This window comes from Clostridioides sp. ES-S-0048-02, from assembly GCF_020658495.1.
Lineage (GTDB): Bacteria > Bacillota > Clostridia > Peptostreptococcales > Peptostreptococcaceae > Clostridioides.
Window position 1 is genome coordinate 69,920 of sequence record NZ_JACVWH010000012.1, and the last position, 20,570, is coordinate 90,489.

Annotated in this window: 17 protein-coding genes, 1 pseudogene and 1 other annotated feature (1 of these 19 cut by a window edge); all 18 genes and pseudogenes read right to left on the bottom strand. The window is 27.4% G+C overall.

Annotated elements, in window-relative coordinates; all coding sequences use genetic code 11:
- Positions 1-28: a binding site (T-box leader), on the bottom strand (it extends 217 nt beyond the left edge of the window).
- A 156-nt stretch (positions 29-184) separates the two neighbouring features.
- The 18 genes and pseudogenes from IC173_RS14835 to IC173_RS14920 all read right to left on the bottom strand — a co-directional run bounded on the left by IC173_RS14835 (position 185) and on the right by IC173_RS14920 (position 20,311).
- Positions 185-631, bottom strand: coding sequence for a hypothetical protein (locus IC173_RS14835; RefSeq protein ID WP_227845900.1), 447 nt, complete (start codon positions 629-631; stop codon positions 185-187).
- A gap of 20 nt (positions 632-651) precedes the next feature.
- A complete protein-coding gene (locus IC173_RS14840; RefSeq protein ID WP_227482944.1) occupies positions 652-1,371 on the bottom strand; it encodes a phosphatase in 720 nt (239 codons plus the stop codon).
- Positions 1,372-1,489: 118 nt separating this feature from the next.
- A complete protein-coding gene (locus IC173_RS14845; protein WP_227855783.1) occupies positions 1,490-2,755 on the bottom strand; it encodes a 30S ribosomal protein S1 in 1,266 nt (421 codons plus the stop codon).
- 212 nt (positions 2,756-2,967) lie between these two features.
- Positions 2,968-4,335, bottom strand: coding sequence for an MATE family efflux transporter (locus IC173_RS14850; RefSeq protein WP_227855784.1), 1,368 nt, complete (start codon positions 4,333-4,335; stop codon positions 2,968-2,970).
- A gap of 242 nt (positions 4,336-4,577) precedes the next feature.
- Positions 4,578-5,015: a COG2426 family protein gene (locus IC173_RS14855; protein ID WP_227436720.1), complete on the bottom strand. Its 438-nt coding sequence runs from the start codon at positions 5,013-5,015 to the stop codon at positions 4,578-4,580.
- Positions 5,016-5,046: 31 nt separating this feature from the next.
- Positions 5,047-5,676, bottom strand: a complete 630-nt coding sequence (locus tag IC173_RS14860) for an HAD family hydrolase (protein ID WP_227436722.1) — start codon at positions 5,674-5,676, stop codon at positions 5,047-5,049.
- A gap of 21 nt (positions 5,677-5,697) precedes the next feature.
- Positions 5,698-6,585, bottom strand: a complete 888-nt coding sequence (locus tag IC173_RS14865; protein WP_227824770.1) for a decaprenyl-phosphate phosphoribosyltransferase — start codon at positions 6,583-6,585, stop codon at positions 5,698-5,700.
- A 28-nt stretch (positions 6,586-6,613) separates the two neighbouring features.
- Positions 6,614-7,837 carry a DUF6080 domain-containing protein gene (locus tag IC173_RS14870; protein WP_227436727.1) on the bottom strand — a complete coding sequence of 408 codons (1,224 nt, stop codon included), beginning with the start codon at positions 7,835-7,837 and terminating at the stop codon, positions 6,614-6,616.
- A 396-nt stretch (positions 7,838-8,233) separates the two neighbouring features.
- Positions 8,234-9,376 (bottom strand): aldo/keto reductase, encoded by a 1,143-nt coding sequence (locus IC173_RS14875; protein ID WP_227855785.1) that lies wholly within the window; start codon positions 9,374-9,376, stop codon positions 8,234-8,236.
- Positions 9,377-9,515: 139 nt separating this feature from the next.
- Entirely contained in the window at positions 9,516-10,382 is an 867-nt protein-coding gene (locus tag IC173_RS14880) for a cation diffusion facilitator family transporter (protein WP_227436730.1), read from the bottom strand.
- A 253-nt stretch (positions 10,383-10,635) separates the two neighbouring features.
- Positions 10,636-12,183: a glycine betaine ABC transporter substrate-binding protein gene (locus IC173_RS14885; protein ID WP_227855786.1), complete on the bottom strand. Its 1,548-nt coding sequence runs from the start codon at positions 12,181-12,183 to the stop codon at positions 10,636-10,638.
- The gene (locus tag IC173_RS14890; RefSeq protein ID WP_227436734.1) at positions 12,176-13,312 is read right to left on the bottom strand and encodes an ABC transporter ATP-binding protein; all 1,137 of its coding nucleotides are present in this window, start codon (positions 13,310-13,312) and stop codon (positions 12,176-12,178) included. The genes IC173_RS14885 and IC173_RS14890 overlap by 8 nt, the downstream gene beginning before the upstream one ends.
- Before the next feature lie 274 nt (positions 13,313-13,586).
- Positions 13,587-14,681, bottom strand: a complete 1,095-nt coding sequence (gene dinB, locus IC173_RS14895) for a DNA polymerase IV (RefSeq protein WP_227482947.1) — start codon at positions 14,679-14,681, stop codon at positions 13,587-13,589.
- Between the two features lie 394 nt (positions 14,682-15,075).
- On the bottom strand, positions 15,076-16,581 hold the full coding sequence (locus tag IC173_RS14900; RefSeq protein ID WP_227436738.1) for a DUF1846 domain-containing protein: 1,506 nt from the start codon (positions 16,579-16,581) through the stop codon (positions 15,076-15,078).
- A 261-nt stretch (positions 16,582-16,842) separates the two neighbouring features.
- Positions 16,843-17,193 (bottom strand): DUF6483 family protein, encoded by a 351-nt coding sequence (locus IC173_RS14905; RefSeq protein ID WP_227436740.1) that lies wholly within the window; start codon positions 17,191-17,193, stop codon positions 16,843-16,845.
- Between the two features lie 223 nt (positions 17,194-17,416).
- Positions 17,417-17,608: a hypothetical protein gene (locus tag IC173_RS14910; protein WP_054272897.1), complete on the bottom strand. Its 192-nt coding sequence runs from the start codon at positions 17,606-17,608 to the stop codon at positions 17,417-17,419.
- A 120-nt stretch (positions 17,609-17,728) separates the two neighbouring features.
- Positions 17,729-18,644: pseudogene (locus IC173_RS14915) on the bottom strand (ComEC/Rec2 family competence protein).
- 170 nt (positions 18,645-18,814) lie between these two features.
- Positions 18,815-20,311 (bottom strand): 4Fe-4S dicluster domain-containing protein, encoded by a 1,497-nt coding sequence (locus IC173_RS14920; RefSeq protein WP_227855787.1) that lies wholly within the window; start codon positions 20,309-20,311, stop codon positions 18,815-18,817.
- Positions 20,312-20,570 lie beyond the last annotated feature (259 nt).

The following is a 20,570-nucleotide window of genomic DNA, read 5'->3' on the forward strand; positions in this document are numbered from 1 at the left end:
TCTTACTACTTCTATTCATCGCTTTTAAAATCATTTAAATTTTCTAAATATTTTGATTTAATAGTTATTATATACACATTAAAATGTATTGTCAACATAAAAAAATAATTATCTGTATTTTTTTATTATTTATTTTTGTCAAGTAATATTCTAAATCATGCTAACTATTGAAAATAGTATGGTATTACCCCTTAAATTTTTTTATCTTTTCATCTATTGTACTCAATAATTTTTTTTCATCTTCCAAACTCAATGCATTTAATCTAATTTTGTAATTAAAATTATCAGCACATATATTTAATATATTTTTTGTTACTTCTATTTTTTCTATTACTTTATAGTTAAATTTTTGATTTTTTCTAGCTTTTATACTGAAAATACATTGATTATTTATTGATATTGAATGATTATCAAGAGTAAGATATACTTTTCCCTTATATCTATTTGAAAAATCACGACCTTGCTTAAAAAGAAAAACCGCTGTTATTATACATAAAAGATATAAAAATGTTGTTGAGTATATAAAAATTGTGGCCAAAATTATAAGAGCTAAAACCATATTTATAACCATTCCCTTTTTGAAATAACCATTGTCATAATAATTCATGTAGATAAACTTATTTTTACTCAAATTTTCTCACTCCTAAAATTCTAAAAATTTATATTAAAAAACTCTACAATTTCATCTTCATGATAATTTATTACTAGTTCTTCTGGAAAATCCACTGATTTTAAAACTTTCTCTGCACTTTCAAATTCACCTATAGAGTAACATATATGCGAATCTGTACCAAGAATAACTCTTACACCATATTGTTTACATAATAGTAACATTTCACTTGCATTTTCCCAAGTTCCAGTTCTATGAGAATTTGAACTTAATGAAGAGTTATTTATTTCTAAAAGAATATTTTTATCCTTTGCTTTTTTTACTATAGACTCATAATCTAAAGGATATCTACTATCATCTGGATGCCCAATTATCTTTACTCTAGGTTTATCCATCACTTTTAAAATAGCATTTGTATTTTCTTCTTTTGTACCTGAAGCTATACAAGGTCTATGCAAACTTGCAATTATATAATCTAAATGTTGTAGCATGTCTTCTGGAACATCTAAGTTTCCATCATAATCCATGATATTTCCTTCTATACCTCTAAGAATTTTTAAATCTTGTATTTGGCGTGGAAGTAGATGTAAATTATAGAAGTAAAATGGATGTGGTCCTCCTGGCATATTAGGACCATGGTCTGATATGCCTAAATATTTTATATTTTTTTGAATTGCTTCTTCAACATTTTCTTTAAAAGTACTATGTGCATGTCCACTTATTAAAGTATGACAATGTACATCTATAATAGCTTTTTTCATTAATTTTCCTCCTAATACTGTATATAAATTTTTATAGATAGTTGAAGGGCTATTTTAAAACTAAAGCTGTCAAAATAGACAGAGTAATGTTTTAAAACAGCCCCCCTTTTTGATTATTTTATATTTCTAAGTCTTTAAATTTATCTTTAAATAATTCTCCAATACTTCCTAGAGATTCTTCTACTTCTAAAAACTCTGTTATATCCTCTTCTGGCTCTCTAGTTGCTTCTTTTATCGAAACTAACATTCTCTTAGTTTTTGGTTTAAAATCAAGAATTTTAACTTTAATTTCGTCTCCAATATTAACAACATTAGTAACTTTAGCTACTCTAGTATCACTCAATTCAGAAATTGGTAAATAAGCATCTACACCTTCTTCGATTTGAACAAAAGCTCCCTTTTCTATAATTCTAAGAACTTTAGCATTAACAACATCATCAACTTGTAATTCTTTTGCTATTAAATCCCATGGGTCATTGTTTATATCTTTTAATGCTAGTGCAATTTTTTTAGTTTCTTGATTTACATCTAATACATAAACTTCCACTTCTTGACCTTCAGAGACAACATCTTCCACACTTTCAACTCTTGTCCAAGATAGGTTATTTATATGTGCTAATCCTTCAATTCCACCAATATCTATGAATGCACCATAAGACATTATCTTTGTTACTTTACCATCTCTTTTCTGACCAACTTCAAGGGAATTAAACAATTCTTCTTTAGCTAATCTAATACGAGCTTTTTCTTCTTCTCTTTCATGTTTTATTCTAGCTCTTTCGGCTTCCTTTTCTGCCTTAATTTGAACTCTTCTTTCTTCTCTCTCTTTATTTATACGTTCTTGTAATACGTCTCTATGAGATGCTACAAATCTATTTTTTCTAGCATCCATTTCTTTTATATATACTTCTAAGTTACGACCAACAAATTTAGACGTATCTGTAATAAACTTTGTGTCAAGCTGAGAAATTGGTATAAAAAATGTATATGTATTGTAATTAGCAAATACACCTTTTTCTATATTTTTTTCAACGTTTACAGTTATTATTCTATGTTCATCATAAGCTTTGTGTAAATCAGCAAAATCATTTTTTCTATCTAATTGTAACTTAGATAAAGTTATTGTTCCATCTTTTTGAGATACTTTTGTTATTATAGCAGTTATTTCATCATTTATATGATATAACTCTTCTATAGATTGATTTTTTTCTATGTTTAATTCACTTATAGGTATTATTCCATCAAACCCATAACCTAATTCTAGTTGTACTTCATCATTTCTCACTGCAGTTATTTTTCCAGTTATCAATTCCCCAACTTTCACTTTGCTGAACACTTGCTCTTGTTGCTCAAGTAGCTCTTGCATTGTTAAATCATTTTCCATTATATAAACATCCTTTCCTCTTATTGATTATCATATCTGTAAATATTATACCATTAATATTGCAAATACTTACATTTTTCTTACTATAATTTTAAATTTTAATTCTAGTTTGTATCTTTGTAAATTATAAAAAATATCTTCTTAAATTAAAATACAAATTTTAATTTTTAACTAATAATATATGCTCCTAAAAACTTTCTACTATTTATATTTTACTCCTCTATTACTTTAGGTTTTGATAGAGAACATTTATAAAACACAAAGAAACAAATTGCTGTAATAGTGGCTGCTGTTATATCTGCAATTGGCTCTGCTAAAAGTACAGCAAAAAGTTTTTCATCAAAAAACATTGGAAGTATAAATATTAAAGGTATCAAAAGTACAACTTTTCTAAGAAGAGCTAAAATTAAAGATATTTTTGCTTTTCCAAGCGCTAAAAATGTCTGCTGGCAAGCTAATTGTATTCCAAACATAAAAGAGCCAGCAAAATATATTTTTATACTCCAACTAGTCATACTAAGTAATTGTGGGTTTTTGTTAAATATACTTACAAAGAACGTAGGGAATATCATAAGTAAAATCCACAAAATTGCAGAGTATGTAAAACATGACAATAAACATAACTTAAAAGTCTTTTTTACTCTGTCAATCTGTCCTGAACCATAATTGTAACTTATTATTGGTTGTGCCCCTTGTGTAGATCCCATGTTAGGAAGCATAAGAATTTGCATTATACTACTCATTATTGCCATTGAACCTACTGCTAAATCTCCTCCATACATCTGTAATTTGCTATTTAGGGCTATAAGCACTAAACTTTCTGTAGATTGCATTATAAATGGAGAAATTCCCAGACCTAATACTGGCAAAATAATACTTGCTTTAGGCATCATGTATTTCTTTTTTATCTTAAGTATACTTTTCTTTCCAAATAGAAATACCAATACCCAAATAGCAGAAACTCCTTGTGCAATTATAGTGGCTAATGCAGCTCCTTTTACCCCCATACCAAATCCAAATATAAAAATTGGGTCTAGTATTATGTTTATCAAAGCTCCTATAGCAACCGTAATCATACCAGTTGTCGCAAATCCTTGAGTATTTATAAAGGTATTCATACCTAGTGAAATTTGAACAAATACTGTCCCTATTAAATAAATATTCAAATAATCCATTGAATATCCAATTGTAGATTCGCTTGCTCCAAATAGCCAAAGTAAGGGTTCTTTTCCAATCTGAAAACCTATAGTCAATAGTATCGCCAAAATAACTAATACAGAAAAACTATTACTCATTATTTTCTCTGCCCCATCATTATCTTGTTCCCCCATTTTTATAGCAGCTAAAGGTCCTCCCCCCATACCAATTAAATAACTACATGAAGTTATTATAATTATTATAGGAAATGCTACTCCAACACCTGCCATAGCAACTTCGCCACTTTCCATTCTACCAATAAAGATTCTATCTACTATGTTGTACAAAACATTCACAATTTGTGCAATAATAGCTGGTGTAGCCAATTTAAAAAGCAATTTGCCTACATTCTCACGACCTAAATCAGTATTTGAATTTTCCATCTTAAAACCTCCTTAATAATTTAATGTTTAAATCTATTACTATTAAAAATACATTTTATATAAAAACTTTATTTTATTGATAGGCAAGTTTAAATTAATTTCCTCATAAATACTACTATACTATATTTCTTTTATGATAGTAAACATTTTAAGACCAAATGAATTTAAATATTTTGTCTAAATAAAAAATATTTTTCACATATTTTCATAAAAAAACTATCCAATAGTATATTTGGATAGTTTTATATTATATGTAGAGAAAGGGCTGACACTATGACTCCAGACAATAAATTTCCTAAAAATACTCCTATAAAAGCATCTTTTATTCTCATTTTTAGTATTGAGGCTATCGCAGACGCAGTCCATGTTCCTGTTGTTGGAAGTGGTATGCCTACAAATAGTATTATACCTATTATTGAAACGCTTTTTAATTTCTTCATTCTTGAATTTATTTTTTTATCAATTGTGTTAGCAAGTCCCTTAAATAACTTTTTACCTTTCAAAAATTGCAATATATGTCTAAATGTCAATATCAAAGGAATTGATACTAATGTAGAACCAATCACACTAAATACATAAACCCATATAGGATTTAAGCCCATTGCAATACCTATAGGAATGGCTCCTCTTAACTCTGTTACAGGAACCATAGACAAAATTAATATGTGCAAATATCCCAAACTATCCCCTCCTATTCTAAGTGATATAAAGCTATGAATTTATTTGTTCTATAACCTCACCATTTTTCTTATTAACCAAAAATGCATTTTTAGCTAAGGAAAGCATAGGTAAATCACTTTTAGAGTCTGAATATGCATATGAATTTTCATAATCAATCTCAATTCCAAGCTTATCTAATACAGTATTTATTCTCTGTATTTTTTCAATTCCCTTGCAGTTTTCGCCAATGAATTGGTTTTTGTATCTTGAATTTTCACAAAATAGCTCAGTGCCTATAACCTCATCTGCGAAATCATAATACTTAAAGTACTTCATATATGCATATGGAGATGCAGTTATCATAATTACAACATTATGCTCTTCTTTGTTTTTATAAATTACTTTTTTTATAGACTCATTAATTTTTTTCATTATACAACTATCAAAAAAATCTTTTAACTCGTCTTCGCTAAAATCTACTATTGGATAAAAGATTGCCTCTTTTGCTTTTTTCAAAGGTACTATTTTAACCAAATACATCATTAGAGTAAAAATTATGTATGGCAATTTTATAATAGTCTTAAGTGTTTTATTTTTTAAAGAATAAATAAAAAAGTCTACCATACTATCAGTATTTATAACAGTATAATCTATATCGAGCAATAATACACTTTTTTTCATAAGTATTTTCCCATCCTATCACTAAAAAATTAATATTATTAAACATGTAATTACCCATAAGATTACGTTTATTTTTAAAGCATTATCTTTTAGTATAATGTCAGTAGGATTTCCTTCATTTGTTTTGTTAATTATATAATTATATCTAAGTACACCATAAACTACAAATATTGTTGTAAATATCATATCTGGTTTTTCTGGATTACTTGTAGAATATAATGCATAGCATACAATTGTAGAACTTAGTATAACTATCATCATTTGATTTAAATTTTCTATATCATAATCTTCTAGTATTTTTCTATGCTCAACTGCATTATCTTTTAAAATTATGATTTCTTTTTTGCGCTTTCCAAGAGCTAAATACAGAGATAAAAAAAATGTACATAATATTATCCAGTTTGATAATCTAACATCTATAGCTACACATCCTGCATAAACTCTAAGTATAAAACCAAGAGATATAGAAAACACATCTAATAGAATTATATTCTTTAACTTAAGAGAATATAATATATTATTTATCAAATATAAAATGAGAATTATAGTTAATTTAAAATTAATAACCGTTGACAAGCAAATTGAAATTAAAGCTAAAACAACAAATAATATATTCGCACTTCTTTTACTTATTCTTCCACTTGCTACTGGTCTATTACGTTTTTTAGGATGTCTTTTATCTTTATCCATATCTATAGCATCATTTAATGCATATGCTGATGATGATATCAAACAAAAACACACAAAAGCTATAAATGTATTTAACAATAGACTTATATTTAGTATATTGTTTGAAAATATTATAGCAGCAAATATAAATAAATTCTTTATATACTGCTTTATTCTCATTAATCTTATATAATCTGAAATTTTAGTAAGAAGATTAATTATTGTATTTGTCTGTTTCATAAACTTACTACCCTTTCAACATTATTTTTTAAACAGGATATGATTTTATCCCAATATTTAAAATTTCTATAAATCCATTTATATTACTAATTATTATAGTGACTAGCAACAATGATAAAAATATATTGTACATACTTTTTTCATTTTTTCTAAGTGCTTTAGTAAAGTAAGCTAACAAAACTATAACAGCAAAACTAAAATTTATAGTCATTATACTTGAATTAGTCAGATTGTACCCTATTATACCATGTAAAACTAAATTAAATAAAATTATTCCCATACACAATTTAGGAACTCTTTTTTCTGAGTTCTCAATAACAGCTAAAACACAAAAACAAAATGCTAATAAAGTAAGGATAACTGGTATCGTTGCAACTTCTCCATTTTGTAAAAATAGTCCTTTTTTAATCTCTGCTCCAGGAAAATAAAAAACTGAATACAATAATCTTTCTATAATCATTGCAACTTTTTCTAAAATAGGCTCTCCACTTATAAACTTTGTATCATATTGTATTACATTTCCAAGATTCATAAAACTTTCATAAGATTTTGTTGAAACTACACAAATATATGCCATTAAAATAAATGTAATTAAATGCTTTAATATTTTTCCTATTTTTAATTTAAATTCAAATATTATGTTGAGCAAATACAAATATATATTACTAATAGTTATTCCAAATAATGGTATAGCTGCTAATTCTACTAAATAAGAGTTTTTTCCGTTCATTTTATTTGCAATAAATATAAAAAATATTAATGTAAACTGACTATATATAAATCTTTCTACATTTAAGGTCATAAATAGTTGTGGAAAAGAAAATATCATTATCATAGTAAGTAAAATTAAGGTTAACCTCTGCATTTTTATTTTTTTAATATGATTAAAAACTAAAGTTATAGATATAGCACTAGTTACTATTTGTAGACAAATCAATCCAAATCCATAAGCAGTATTAAAATCAGTTGTCCCTGGATTTGCTATCGAAGTACATAGTAAATATATTGGATATGCAAAAATTGATATAATAGCTGAAAATAATACGTGCTTGCTATTGTCTTGATTTATAGCAAATACATTTAAATTGAATAGTACACCTGTATCTGTATCTAATAACACATCATAAGTGTTGTTCAAATCATAAAATATTGTAGTTTTAGAAAAGAATGCTATTGTTATTATTAAATAAGTTATTATGACTAATATAAATAAAAACATCTCATTTTTATATTTAAATATATTATTTTTCAATATATATCACCCTCCATTCATTATATAGGATTTGTTACTACCTACAATTTATTCTTTTAATTATAATAATCACTTTTATAATATCCTTACTTGTTTTATTGTAATTGAATAATTCCTTATTTACAACCACAATATTTACTTTATTAAAAGCTATAATTAAATAAAAATTATTTGTGTAATATATATTGAAAGCTTATAAAATTAGAGTTTGCAAGTAATTTTATTGTAAAATATTGGAATAATTCAATGTGAAAATAGATACTGTCAGTTAGTATAGATAAAATTTACCCATAATAAATTAAAGCATAATATATAAGGAGACAAAATCATAATTTGTCTCCTTATATATTAAACCTTATTAAATACTATACAAATTTTAAGTACAATATAAACTGACTATACTGTGACATTATTAACTCCATGTTCTTCCCATTGCTTAATTTCTCTTAATCTGTCAATTATCGGTAAATGTTGAGTACACTCAATTTCACATTTTCCGCAAGCTATACATTCTTTAGCTTTTGCTTTACTATTCATTGTATAATTCCAATGTGCTAGCCCATAGACCGATTTTGTCATTTCTTCATCACTCTTTTTAAACATCTGTTTTTCATTATAAAAAAGCATATATGCTGGAGTGTTTATATCTTTTGGACATACTTTACAATATCCACAACCTGTACATATTTCATTCATATTTTTACTTAATCTAGTTTCAATATCATGTATATCTTCATCTGAATATATTTTATGCTCATCTGCAATTTTACAAGCATCATCTATATCCTGCTTTTTATTAACTCCTATTAACGATATATTTATTTGTGGAATTCCTATGTTAAATCTTAAGGCTGATTCTATAGTACTTTCACCTTCTCTTGCTAGAAAAGAAAGCTCTTCATTGTACTTTGGAATAGTTCCACCACTTAATGGATTCATAGCTACAACACCATATCCATTTTCAATAGCATGTTTAGCACCTTTTAATCTATATGGAAAGTTTAGTATATTAATTCCCATAGTAACACCTTCAAACTTATTTTCATCAAGAACCTTTATGACTTCATCTCCTGGCTGATGAGATGAAAATACTATGTGGTCTATCAATCCTTCTTCTTTACATTTTAATAGACCCTCATACTGACCTCCAGGTCTCATTGCAAATTCATAATGTTCCATCTTTCTAATATTCCATATATGATAGAAATTTATTTTAGATACGCCCAATCTTTCTATTGACTTTTTCACAGCATCTACTGCTTTTTCTGCTGTGTCGTATACTTTTGGCTTTCCTTTTGTAGATACGTAAAAGTCTGTTTTACCTTCTTTTATCATTTGTCTAAAAGCTAGTCCAAATATATCTTCGCTTCTGTCATCACAATACCCTGGTGCTGTATCAAAATAATTAATGCCCTTTTCATATGCATATTTAATTAAATCTGCATTTTCTTGGTCATTTTTTTCTAAATCAAATCTTAATCCTCCATATCCAACTACCGAAACCATTTTCCCAGTCTTTCCATATTCAACGTATCTCATAATAAATTCCTCCTTAGGTATATTAAGACTTAATTTCTCTATAAAAAATATTATACCATAAATATTTTCTGAAAATATTTATGGTATAATATTTTTTTTATGAATTATAAATTTTTATACTTATGTCTTTATAATCAAATTAAAAGCTATAAAAAGGTTCAATATGCACTATTACCTGAGCATTTTCATTAATTTCTTCTTGTATTTGTTTCTCAATTTTATGTGTTAAGTCATGTGATTGCTCTACACTTATAAATGGGTCTACCATTACATGCATATCAATATAAATAACACTCTTACTACCTCTACTTCTAATATTATGAACATCTCTCACTTCATTAAATTCAAATACAATTTCCCTTATATACTCTTCATCTACAGCTACTCTATCAACTAAAATTCCAATAGACGGTTTAAATATTCCATAAGCTGAATAAATTATAAACCCAGAAATAATAATAGGAACTACAGATTCTATTATTACTGGAAATCCTAACTTAACACCAACTAAAGTAACCAATACTCCTAAAGACACAAATATATCACTTCTTGTATGCAATGAGTCTGAAATTAAGACATAACTATTCAGTTTAGTTCCAACTCTATACTCATATATACAGACAAAAATATTTATAAAAAGAGTAATGACTAGAGCAATTAAACTTTCTATAGTTATAGAAGGTGTAACTGGGTTTGCCAGTCTTGATATAGAACTAAGAATTATCTTAACTGCTATAACAAATAGCATACCACTAATAAATAAACTGGTTATAATTTCAAATTTTTTATGCCCATAAGGATGATCTTTATCTTTTGGTTTAGATGCAAAAAAAATACCTATTAATCCTACTATATTAGATGCTCCATCTGACAGAGAATGAAACCCATCTGCTGTCATACTATAACTTTTAATTTTATTACCAATAATTATTTTTAATAATGCTACAGCAAAATTGGCAAATAAAATTATCCATAACACTTGCTTCACTTTTTTATAATTATCCATAACTGTATACCTCCTCCCTTCGACTTAATCGAAAAAAGACTATGTATCAATATCAATTGACTAGATAAAGCAAATTGTATATATGCACACTTACTATATTTATATTCAAAGTTGGTTGTACTTGTTCATTCAATTTAAAAATTAATTATGAATTAAAAATCATAATATAGGTTTTGTATACAAAAAAATAAGTTATAAATAGTATTTAAAATACTATCTATAACTTAAGTTCATAATATAAACTATTAATTTTCTATACTAAACCTTCTTTAACTAAGAATGAATGAGCAACCTCTTCTGGTGATTTTCCAAGCTCATCAACTTGATAGTTAAGTTCTCTCATAGTTTCTTCATTTATTTTTCCTGAAAGCATATTCATCACTTTTTCTAACTCAGGATATTTCTTAAGAGTATCTTGTCTCACTAATGGAGCCGCATAATATGGAACAAAGAAGTTTTTGTCATCTTCTAATATCTTAAGATTAAACTTCTTAATAAGACCATCAGTTAAAAACGCATCTACAACTTGAGATTCATTATTATCTAAAGCTGTATATCTTAAACTTCCATTCATAGCTTTTATATCTTTGAATTTTAGACCATAATCTCTAGAAATACCTACAAAACCATCTTCTCTATTTTCAAACTCTAAAGTTGGTGAGAAAGTAAAGTCACTACTATATTTAGTTAAATCAGAAATAGTGTTTATTCCATATTTCTCAGCAGTTTTAGGCATCATGGCTAATGTATAAGTATTGTTAAATCCAATAGGGTCAAGTAAAGTTAATTGATTCTCTTTTTCCATAGTATCTTTAACAACTTTATATGCTTCATCAGCATCTTTAATTGGAGCATGCTTCATTACATTTACTAAAAGTGTACCTGTATAATCTACATACATATCAAGTTCACCAGATTTAATAGCATTAAATGCAACAGATGAACCACCTAGATTTAAATTCTTTTTAACATTAAGGTCTGTATTTTTCTCTATCAATTCAGCATAAACATTACCAAGAATAAGTTGTTCTGTATAATCTTTTGAACCTATAGTTATTGTCTCTTTTTTGCTTGAAAAACTTGAACCAAAAGTAACAAATAACATTGCAATAATTATTATAGCAGATACTACTTTAAGCCCTATATAATTTTTCTTTGGAGCCTTTGGATTTAAGCCTTTTGGAGTAACTGCAACTTCAATCTTACTAAATAAATAATCAACTAGCAATGCAATTATACATGATGGAATTGCTCCTGCTAAAATCATATTGTTATTTACAGTTTGTACACCTGAAAATACTAAATATCCCAGACCACCAGCACCTATAAATGCTGCAAGAGTCATAAGACCAACCGCTGTAACAGCAGAAATTCTAACCCCACCCATTATTATAGGCAAAGCTAAAGGAAACTGTATTTTAAATAAAGTTTGATTTCTTGTAAGACCAATACCTTTAGCCGATTCTAATACTACTGGGTCAATACTTGTTATACCTATATATGTGTTCTTTACAATTGGTAATAATGAATATACTACTACCATAAATATTGCTGGTTTGCTTCCTATACCAAGTACTGGTACAAGAAGACCCAAAAGTGCCATTGATGGAACTGCTTGAACTAAGTTTACAAATCCAAGCACAATTTTTCTAAGAGATGGTATTCTTGAAATAATTATTCCTAGAGGAACACCCACTAGTATAGCTATCAAAATAGATGTAACAGTTAAGCTCATATGTTGTATCAAAAGCTCTATAATCTTATCTTTTTGCAATAGTATAAAATTAAAAAAATTATCCAAGAACACTCACCTCCATCTCTAGGAATTGCTCACTTAAAACAGAAAGTAAACTACTTCTAGTAATCAGTCCTACTAATTTATTTTCACTTGAAACAACTGGAATATATCCAACTGAATTACAGTTCATTATATTTAGTATTTCTACTAAATTATCACCTTCATTTACATGCAAAGGCTCTCTTGACATAATATCACCAAGCAATGTCGATTTATCATGACGGTCTTTCATATCTTTTACAGTGACAATACCTTTTAGTGTTCTAGCTCTATCTATGATTAGTAAGCTATCAACCTTACTCGTTCTCATAATTTCTATACCTTGAGTTACAGTTCTTGTTGAATTAACAGCAATAGGATTTTTTATCATAATATCTTTTGCTTTTATATATTCTGGATTATCCCAGACTCTATCTTCTCCAATAAAGTCTTTTACAAAATCATTTGCTGGATTTCTAAGTATGTTCTCTGGAGTATCATACTGCGCTATTCTTCCATCTTTCATAATACAAATCTTATCAGCTATCTTTAAAGCTTCATCCATATCATGAGTTACAAATATTATAGTTTTTTTCAGTTCATCTTGAAGAGAAAATAATTGTTCTTGTAAAGATGTTCTTGTTATTGGGTCTAAAGCACTAAAAGGCTCATCCATTAATATTATTTCAGCATCAGTTGCAATGGCTCTTGCAACACCAATTCTTTGCTGTTGACCCCCACTAAGCTCTGAAGGATACTTATTTAAAAAATCATCACTATCAAGACCTACCATTTCAAGTAATTGTAAAGTTCTTGCCTCAATTTCTTCAACTGACTTTTCCTTTTTTAAACGTGGAATTAACTCTATATTCTCTTTTATTGTAAGATGAGGAAATAGACCTGTGTTCTGTATAACATATCCTATTTTCCTTCTAAGTTCTATTTCATTTTCTTGAGAAATTGGTTTACCATTAATATATATTTCACCAGATGTAGGTTTTATTAATTTGTTTATAAGCTTCAAAGTAGTAGTTTTCCCACAACCACTTGAGCCAATTAAAACTACCAATGTGCCTGTTTCGACAGCTAGAGAAATATCATCTAATATTACATTATTTCCCATTTTCTTGGTTACGTTTCTTATCTCTATCATAATTTATCATCCCCTCTTTCGACAAGCAACCCTTGCCAACGCAATAAGTTGTTTTTATAATTATATCACAATATCCCCTTTATGTAAACAAAGTACGACTTTTGGGTTAATACATATTAGTAAACATTACTATAAATATCAAGTATTTGTATACAATACTCAAATTTAAAAGATATAAAAAAAAATAAAAAAATCTTAATAAAACAATACAACACTAGCCTTAATTATATATAATTAAGGCTAGTGTTAATTCATTCATTTAAACAAATAGTCATCACTGAATACTATCCATATACTCAAATAAAGTAATGTCTTTGTAAGTTTCTTTTTTGTCGCTTAAGTTTGATATTGTAACTCCTAATAGTCTAATTTGTTTTCCATTCATTTCAACATTTCTCAATAAATTGTCAACACTATTTCTTATATCATTATATTCATCAATATAATGTTCTAAACTAAGACTTCTAGTTATCTGTGTAAAATCCTCATACTTAACTTTTAATGTCAACGTCTTTCCAAATTTCTCAGAGTTTTTTAATCTATGGCACACTTCCTCACAAAGTTCATCAAGGATATTACGTGTTTCCTCTTCGTCAATATCCAAGTTATGACTTAGTGTAGTCTCTGCTCCAACAGATTTTCTAACTCTATTTGGCTCTACTGGTCTATCATCTATACCCCTTGCAAATTTATATAAGTCATATCCTTTTTTCTTAAATATGTTCTCAAGTTCAAATAAATCTAAACACCTTAAATCATATCCTGTTTTTATCCCTAAATTTTTAAGAGTATTTGAAGTGACTTTTCCAACACCAAAAAATTTATTTACAGGCAATTTATCTAAAAAATCCTGAGCATTTTCTTCATTTATTACAGTCAAACCATTAGGCTTTTTTAAGTCTGATGCTATCTTAGCAAGAAACTTATTATATGAGATACCCGCTGAAGATGTAAGTCCAACTTCCCTAAATATATCTCTTTTAATTTGCTTTGCTATTTCAATTGATGAATCAATATTCTTTTTATTTTTTGTTACATCTAAATATGCTTCATCTAAAGATAGTGGCTCTACTAAATCTGTGTATCTATAAAATATATTTCTTATTTGATTTGATACACTTTTATATACCTCAAATCTAGGTCTTACAAAAACTGCATATGGACATCTATTGTAAGCTACAGTGGATGGCATAGCTGAATGTATGCCAAATTTTCTAGCCTCATAAGAACACGTTGCAACTACTCCTCTGCTTTGTGGATTTCCACCAACAACCACAGGTCTACCTTTTAATTTTTTATTGTCTCTTTGTTCTATAGACGCATAAAAAGCATCCATATCTATATGAATTATTTTTCTATAAAATTCCATTCTTATCACCTTAAAGTATAACTAGATTAAATTTATTTACATCACTGTTTTAATTATACCAAACTTATGTTTCTTTATGCTATTTTTTCATCTATTTTATTTATATGTCAATACTTTCTCTTACTAAAACAGTTTATAATCAATTAATTCAATACAATTTATAAAAAATCATAAAAAACACTTGCAAAAACTAGGTAAAAGCTTTACAATAGGTATTCCAAGGAACTAAATTAAAATTCCTTATGGATAACAGTATATATATTAATTTAAATGGGATGTTTTAAAAATAAAAGACTGCCTTATACAAGACAGTCTACTGATTTTATTATAATTGTAATGGACTGCTCAAACTATTACTTTAAAACAGCCCATATTTTTTTGTATAATTATATTTTTAGCTATAGTAAAGATTTTGTGAAGGATACTCTGGGTCACAAGTTACATCTATACCAAGCTTTCTAAATGTTTGTTCATCATCTCTATTTAATATAGTAGTAGAATGTGCTTGACACCCTTTTAATAAAGCTAACTTTTCCATAGCAAATTGTGCAGTTGGATTAGTTACAGCACAAATACTAAGAGCAGTTAAAACCTCTTGACAACTAAGTGAAACATTTCTACTTGCTAAAGTTTTTGTTTTTAAATTTATAATAGGCTCTAATATTACAGGTGATATTAAGTGCATATCATCAGATATATTAGCTAAATGCTTAATTGCATTCAGTACTGCTGCTGCTGTTCCATTCATTAAGTCAGAACCTTTACCAGTTAATATTGTCCCATCTTCTAATTCTAGTGCCACTACAGGACAAGTATCATTTTTATCAGCATTTTCTTTTAACTTATTACTGTAATTTCTAGCAGGTAAAACAACGTTTCTATCTTCTGGCTTTAAATTAAGCTCTTCCATAATCATTTTCATTCTATCATAAGCACCTTTATCAACTTGTCCCTTTTTATACTCACAAGCAGTTTTAAAGTATCTTCTTATAATTTCTTCTATAGAAGCTTTTCTTATTACTTCATCATCTATTATTCCAAAACCAACTCTATTAACACCCATGTCAGTTGGAGATTGGAAAATTGATTCTTTTCCAGTTATTTTTTCTATTATTTTTTTTAGCACTGGGAATAACTCTAAATCTCTATTATAGTTTACTGACATTTCACCATACGTTTCAAGATGGAATGAATCTATCATATTTACGTCTTTTAAATCTACTGTAGCTGCCTCATAAGCTATGTTTAAAGGATGTTTCACAGGTATATTCCAAACTGGGAATGTTTCAAATTTAGAATATCCAACTACATTTCCTCTTTTATTTTCATGGTATAACTGACTTAAACAAGTACCAAGTTTTCCACTATTAGGTCCTGGTGCTGTTACTACTACAATTGGCTTTGTAGTTTCTATATAATCATTTGCTCCATATCCTTCATCACTAACTATAGTTTCAACATCTGAAGGATATCCCTTTGTTGGATAATGTTTATAAACTTTGATTCCTCTACGCTCTAACTTATTTATGAATACAGTCGTTGCAGGTTGTCCCTCAAATCTAGTGATTACTACACTGTTTACATCTAGCTCATAACCTCTTAAATCATCTATTAATCTTAAAACTTCCATATCATAAGTGATACCAAAGTCACCTCTTATTTTATTTCTTTCTATATCTCCTGCATACACACAAATTACAACTTCAACTTTTTCTTTCATATGTTGTAATACTTTTATCTTTGCATTTTCATCAAACCCTGGAAGTACTCTTTTTGCATGAAGGTCTCCCATTAATTTTCCTCCAAACTCCAAATAAAGCTTGTCAAAATTATTTACTCTTTCTAAGATATATTTAGACTGCTCTTCTAAATATTTTTTGTGGTCAAATCCTATTTTCATCTTAACACCTCACTAAATTAAATTTCTTTTTGATAACAGTATATTTATATATATTTTTTTAGTAAAACATCTTATAAAAAAATGTTAATACTTTTTCACTCAAAGTAATATTATACATTTAAGATTAATTTTTTTCAAGATAGTTTTATGGTAAATAAGATATACTTATATTATTAATAAAATAAGAATATTATATTTAAATATATAAAATATAATATTCTCATCTTAACATTAATTTATTTTAATATATTTATACATGCTTTATTCTAAATTTAAAACTTTCCTAATATCTTCTATCCCTTGATAAACTTCTTGTTTAGAAAAATTCATAGCCTCTAATTCTTCATCAGTTTTTTCCATAAGCATAGTATAAAATTCTATTGCTATATACTGCATATTTTCACTATTTACAGTTTTAGCTTTATCAAATAAAATTTCTTCTGCTTCATTCACATTTCCCTGGAAAACTAATCTTTTCAAGGTTATTAATATAACTTCTTCTTCAGTATTATATACTAAATCTTTCTCTTCATATTCACTGTATTTTTTCCCCAATAAGAATCTTGCAACCATCAATTTTATCTCATTGAAAATCTTATCCACTATAGCCATATTTACATCTCCTATAAATAAAATTTATTTTCTTTTTAATTATACCAAACTTTATAGAAAAAATTATTGTATGTAAATAAAATGATGAATAAATAAATTTTAAATAATAAAAAAAAGAAGGTAGCGGGGGATCTCCGACTACCTTCAAACACTAGATTGTGATTGGTTTGGTATTTTGTTTATACCCACCATAAGCTTTTTTAAATCATTTAAATTGATTTTTTTAGCATCCACATCCTCCATCAAAACCGTCACCACATTCGCAAAGTATTAATAATAATATTAAGAAAGGTATCCATGCACATAAGTCCATCTCAGCCCAACAGTCTTGGAATGCTAAGAATAAGAAAAATAATATTATTATCCACCAAGCACATCCGCCAAATCCGCCTTCACCAAAAAATCTATCCAACATAATATGTTACCTCCTAGTTATTTTGTATGTGGAGTTTCAGCTCCTAAAATATACTATGTTTAAGGTCTTATATTTGCTAATGATTTTTTTAAATTTTTTTATACAATTTTTCAGAAAACACTATTGACTTACACTTAATTTATTTCCATCACTATCTATAACTATCTCTCCATTATTAAGTAAGAAAAGTTTTTATATCTAATTTTTTTAATATTTCTAATACTTCTTTATCAGGTTCTTTTTTTTGTGAGCAAGTAATAGCAGCATATTTTGGTGAAATAGATTTTAAAAATGCTTCACTTAATTTATCATACCTTCCATGATGAGGAATTTTCACAAAATCGTATTTTAAAGTATTTTCACTTATAAATTCAGCTAAACGTTCTTCTTCTGCATCTCCTGCAAATAAAAAATTGTGTGTGCCATAATTTATACTAGTGATTATTGAGTAATCGTTTGAACTCTCATACTCACTTTTTAAAGCTGGTTGTATGCTTATATTTGCATTATTAACTACAATATTCATTTTTTCTTTCAATATTATGGGCTCTATACCAGTTTTTTTAAGTGAGTTAACATATTCATCATATTGTTTACTGTCTTTTTTATAATTTGCTTGTATTAAATTATTCACTTTAACACTGGACAACACACTATCAACTCCACCTATATGGTCTTTATCTAAATGAGTTAAAATTAGATAATCAAGTGTATTTATTCCTTTTTCTTTTAACTTATTAACTATTTGTTCACCATCTTTATCTTCTCCTGTATCAATCATTATGGCTTTTTTGCCTATCTCAATTAATATGCAATCTGACTTTCCAGTATTTAGTATAGTAGTTTTAAATGCAGTATTTCCTATATCATTTTGAATATTATTTTGACTCATACTATTTTTCTCACTATCTAAATAAGATTTACTTGTTGACTCTGTCTTACCATTAGCAGTTACATTTACTACAATCAATAGAACTGCAATCAAAGATACTGTTGTAATTAAAAACATGATGTCTTTTAATATTATTTTCTTCATCCAAAAGCTCCTATAAATTTTATTTATTACATATTTATAGTATAGCAATGCTGACATAATAAAATACACCTAGAAAAAGGGCAAATTCTAGGCATATTTGTGGCATTAAATATAACAAATAGTTTAGTTTTATAATTGTAACTAAGTATTTTTTAAAATATTAATTAATACTATCTTTCTAAATTTAAATCTTCAAACTCTTTTATTTTATCATTAGATAAAACACTCTTCTTAGTTGACTGTCCATTTTTTCTATCAAAAGTATTTTTAGCTTTTGCACCTGATAAGAACTTACCAGCTCCATTAATACAGCCTTCTTCGCACATCATTCCTTCTATAAAATTACCTTCTAATCTACCTAATTTAGCCATTGTCATTGTTTTCTTAATTTGTCTTGGTCCAGAAACTTTTATAGGCTCAAAATCAAAACTGATACCTTTTTCAGCAATATAATTTTGTATTGATTTTGTGAACCCACCAGATGCTCCAAATCCTCTTCCAAAAATTGAACCATCATTTATATCATCATTTGAGCATTTTGACAAATCTACATTAAAAGCTTCAAATAATGCCATTAATTCTTCAAAAGTAAGTACATAATCTACTGCATCTTTTAAACATTCCTCAGTTGCCTCACTCTTTTTTGCAGTACATGGACCTATAAATACTACCTTAGCATCAGAATCAAATTTTTTTACGAATCTTCCTGTGGCTACCATAGGTGATACTGTAGAAGATATTTTATCAACTTCATCTGGGAACATCTTCTCTATATACTTAAAGAAGCCAGGACAACATGAATTGGTCATATACTTATCTCCAGATTTTATTCTTTCAATAAATTCATTACTTTCATGAACTGTAACTGCATCTGCTCCACAAGAAGCTTCTATCATATCTATAAATCCTAGTGATTTTACAGCATTTTTTAATTGTCCATATGTAATATTACTATCAATTTGACCTGTTATTGCTGGAGCTACTATAGCATACATATTTTCTTTTCTTGCAAGTTTTTTTGCAACTGGTGCTATCAAACTCTTGTCACATATTGCTCCAAATGGACAGGCTGACATGCATGCACCACAATTTATACAATTATCTTCATGTATCATAGCCTTCATAGTATCCCTGTTAAAATCTAACGCCCCAGTTGGGCATACACTTTTACATGGTCTTACAACTTCTGAGATAGCATCATATTGACATGAACTTTTACACATTCCACAAGCTTTGCATAAATCATGGTTTATATAAGCTCTTCCATTTATATAAGAAATTGCTCCAAACTTACAAGCTTCTTTACATCTATGTGCCAAACACCCTCTACAAAGTTCTGTTACTGTAAATTCATTTATTGGACATCTATCACATGCAGCTTCTACTATATACATAATTTGCTCATTAGAACCTAAATTTACTGAATCTGGATTTATATTTTCATATTTAGCATTTGGTGTCAAACTCAGTGCAAGCTGTGCTCGTTCAAGAACTACCTCTCTCTCTTTATAAACGCAACATCTATATCTTGCTTTCTCTCCTTTAATTATTTCATATGGAATTTTTTCTATATTTTCTTTTGTTAAATTTTCTTCAATTGATAACTTTGCTACAACTGTTAAAACTTCATGTTTTAATCTTTTTAGCTGTGTTTCGAACTCAAACATAAGTACTCCTCCCTATAAATCACCTATTTCACCTATATTTATACTATTATGTATATTGTATTTTTTATTTATTTCCATAAATTATTATAACACAGGCATAGTTTTTGTTAAGTTATATACAAAATATTATATATCTAATTTTTATTTTAAGTACTTAAACATCTTGATATAAATCTAAATAAAAATAGAGTTATCCTAATGTTAAATTACAACTTAGAACAACTCTATTCTCCATCTATATTTTTTATGATTATCTATA